This is a genomic window from Microcystis sp. LE19-41.2A (assembly GCF_027530405.1).
Taxonomy (GTDB): domain Bacteria; phylum Cyanobacteriota; class Cyanobacteriia; order Cyanobacteriales; family Microcystaceae; genus Microcystis; species Microcystis aeruginosa.
In genome coordinates this window covers 1-2,581 of record NZ_JAPZQJ010000018.1, presented here as the reverse complement: position 1 = coordinate 2,581, position 2,581 = coordinate 1, and the positions used below count along the sequence as shown (strand labels likewise).

The 2,581-nt window shown below is 44.3% G+C and carries 3 protein-coding genes; all 3 read right to left on the bottom strand.

Annotated elements, in window-relative coordinates; all coding sequences use genetic code 11:
* On the bottom strand, nt 1-396 hold a 396-nt coding region (locus O9290_RS00715), incomplete at its 3' end, for a Uma2 family endonuclease (protein WP_288086600.1).
* 30 nt (nt 397-426) lie between these two features.
* Nucleotides 427-996, bottom strand: a complete 570-nt coding sequence (locus O9290_RS00710) for a Uma2 family endonuclease (protein ID WP_002757368.1) — start codon at nt 994-996, stop codon at nt 427-429.
* 43 nt (nt 997-1,039) lie between these two features.
* Nucleotides 1,040-2,386: an acetyl-CoA carboxylase biotin carboxylase subunit gene (gene accC, locus O9290_RS00705; protein ID WP_288027232.1), complete on the bottom strand. Its 1,347-nt coding sequence runs from the start codon at nt 2,384-2,386 to the stop codon at nt 1,040-1,042.
* Nucleotides 2,387-2,581 lie beyond the last annotated feature (195 nt).

Below are 2,581 nucleotides of genomic sequence, written 5' to 3'. Positions count from 1 at the left end.
CCTAGTAGTTTCTAGGCTATCACTAGGAGACATTAATTCAATGACAAAATCGGGAGATAGAGGTAAAAATCTTTCCTTTTGTTGTGGGGTTAAAGCTTGCCATTTTTCTAAAGGTATCCAAGCAGCATCGGGAGAGCGATCGGCCCCATTCGGTAGTTTAAACCCCGTGGAGGAATCAAAAACTACACCTAATTTATGTAGGTTATTCCATAACCATAATTGGGCAGTGATTCCAGCGTTAGAATTACCAGTTTCTCCTCCGGTTGGTGGCATAATAATTAAATCTCCTTTTGCGTTGCGTTCCAAACGTAAATTTCGGTTATCCTGACAAAGTTGAAAAAACTGTTCATCGCTGAGTTGCCAAGATTCAAATTTAATTTCTACTACTGTCATCATGTTTAGATTCTCTTTTATAGGATTATAGAATTACCAAATATTATCAAGTTCTAAGACAAATTGAGATAAAATATTTTCCCCCGATAAACTCTCTGGATTAGTTAAAATTTCTACTGCCTGTCCTTGACGATAAATTTCTACTTCTCTAGTTTTTCTATTGATTAACCAACCTAAACAAGTCCCATTATCTAAATATTCCTGCATTTTTTTCCTAGCGGTTTCTAGGCTATCACTAGGAGACATTAATTCAATGATAAAATCGGGAGATAGAGGTAAAAATCTTTCCTTTTGTTGTGGGGTTAAAGCTTGCCATTTTTCTAAAGGTATCCAAGCAGCATCGGGAGAGCGATCGGCCCCGTTAGGTAGTTTAAATCCTCCAGAAGAATCAAAAACCACACCTAATTTATTTAGGTTATTCCATAACCATAATTGGGCAGTGATTCCAGCGTTAGAATTGCTGGTTTCTCCTCCAGTCGGTGGCATAATAATTAAATCTCCTTTTGGGTTGCGTTCCAAACGTAAATCTCGGTTATCCTGACAAAGTTGAAAGAATTGTTCATCGTTGAGTTGAAACGAGTTAAATTTAACTTCTACTGTCATTATTATCCCCAACCTACTCTCGTCTAAAATTTATGGTAACGCGCTAGGGCAAGAGATGTTCCTGGATGAAATTAGTGTAAACATCTCCAGCTAAAAAGGCGGGAGTTTCCAATATTTTACGATGGAAATCAATAGTTGTCGGTACTCCCGTGATCGCACATTCCCGGAGGGCGCGTTTCATGCGTTTAATGGCTATGTCGCGATTTTCTCCCCAGACAATTAACTTACCAATTAGGGAATCGTAATAGGGGGGGATTTCGTAATCGGTGTAAACGTGGGAATCCATGCGGACACCAGGACCACCGGGGGGCAGATAACCGCTAATTTTGCCGGGGTGAGGACGAAAATTGTGATCGGGATCCTCGGCATTAATGCGACACTCGATCGAATGCCCTCTAAATATCACCTGATCTTGCTTAATTTGCAGTTTTTCGCCCTGTGCCACCAGAATTTGTTCTCGGATCAGGTCCATCCCCGTGATCATCTCCGTGACCGGGTGTTCCACCTGAATACGGGTGTTCATTTCCATGAAGTAAAAATTACCGTGTTTATCGACTAAAAATTCCACGGTTCCCACCCCGACGTAATTAATCGATTTAGCGGCTTTAACGGCGGCATTACCCATTTTTGAGCGTAAATGGGGCGTTAAGAAGGGGCTAGGTGCCTCTTCTAGCAGTTTTTGGTGTCGTCGCTGAATCGAACAGTCTCTTTCTCCTAAATGGATTACGTTACCGTGACTATCGGCCAAAATCTGAAACTCGATATGTCGGGGACATTCGATAAATTTTTCTAGATATACTCCCGAATTGCCAAAAGCCGCTTCTGCTTCGCCTTGGGCGGCTTTTAACATATCACCTAGTTCATCTGCACTCTTGACAAGACGCATCCCACGCCCTCCACCGCCAGCAGTGGCTTTAATCAGGACAGGATAACCGATGTCATCAGCGATACGTTTTGCTTCCGCTTCCGAGGTAATTAAACCACCACTGCCGGGGATAGTGGGAACTCCCGCTTTTTGCATGGTTTTTTTAGCGGTGGATTTATCACCCATAGCCAGGATAGCGCTGGGGGACGGACCGATAAAAGTTAACTGATGATCGGCACAAATTTCGGCAAAGCGGGCGTTTTCTGCCAAAAAACCGTAACCGGGATGGATGGCCGTGGCGTTGCGTGTTAGGGCAGCCGAGATGATATTAGGGATATTTAAGTAACTTTTGCTGCTCGGAGGCGGACCAATACAAACACTCTCATCGGCCAATTGAACATGAAGGGCATGGCGATCGATGGTAGAGTGGACGGCAACGGTTCTAATGCCCAATTCTTCGCAACTATGAAGGATTCTTAAGGCGATTTCCCCGCGATTGGCGATTAATATCTTGGCAAACTGCATTGGACGACCACGAGATCAGGCTGGTGTGATAGGCGACTATTTAGTAGAATATCTGGTTTTGTTACCTTGGGGAAATCGGGCTGGGGAAGTGGGGTGTAGGGTGTGGGGTGTAGGGTGTGGGGTGTAGGGTGTGGGGTGTAGGGTGTAGGGTGTAGGGTGTGGGGTGTAGGGTGTGGGGTGTAGGGTGTGGGGTGT